The following is a 226-nucleotide window of genomic DNA, read 5'->3' on the forward strand; positions in this document are numbered from 1 at the left end:
ACGTTGCCAGGCTTTGGATTATTCCGCAGTAGCTCAGTGGTAGAGCTATCGGCTGTTAACCGATCGGTCGTAGGTTCGAGTCCTACCTGCGGAGCCATTTTGGAGAGCTGTCCGAGTGGCCGAAGGAGCACGATTGGAAATCGTGTAGGCGGTGTAAGCTGTCTCAAGGGTTCAAATCCCTTGCTCTCCGCCACTATTTTAAATATAATATGGCCCATTGGTCAAG

The 226-nt window shown here is 50.9% G+C and carries 2 tRNA genes; both read left to right on the forward strand.

What is annotated here, in order from left to right:
* The first annotated feature begins 22 nt into the window (after positions 1-22).
* Positions 23-97: transfer RNA gene (locus COD11_RS25875), tRNA-Asn, on the forward strand.
* A 4-nt stretch (positions 98-101) separates the two neighbouring features.
* Positions 102-193, forward strand: a tRNA-Ser gene (locus COD11_RS25880).
* Positions 194-226 lie beyond the last annotated feature (33 nt).

The sequence above is a fragment of the Bacillus sp. AFS040349 genome (assembly GCF_002577655.1).
In the GTDB taxonomy this organism is placed as follows: Bacteria; Bacillota; Bacilli; order Bacillales; family Bacillaceae; genus Metabacillus.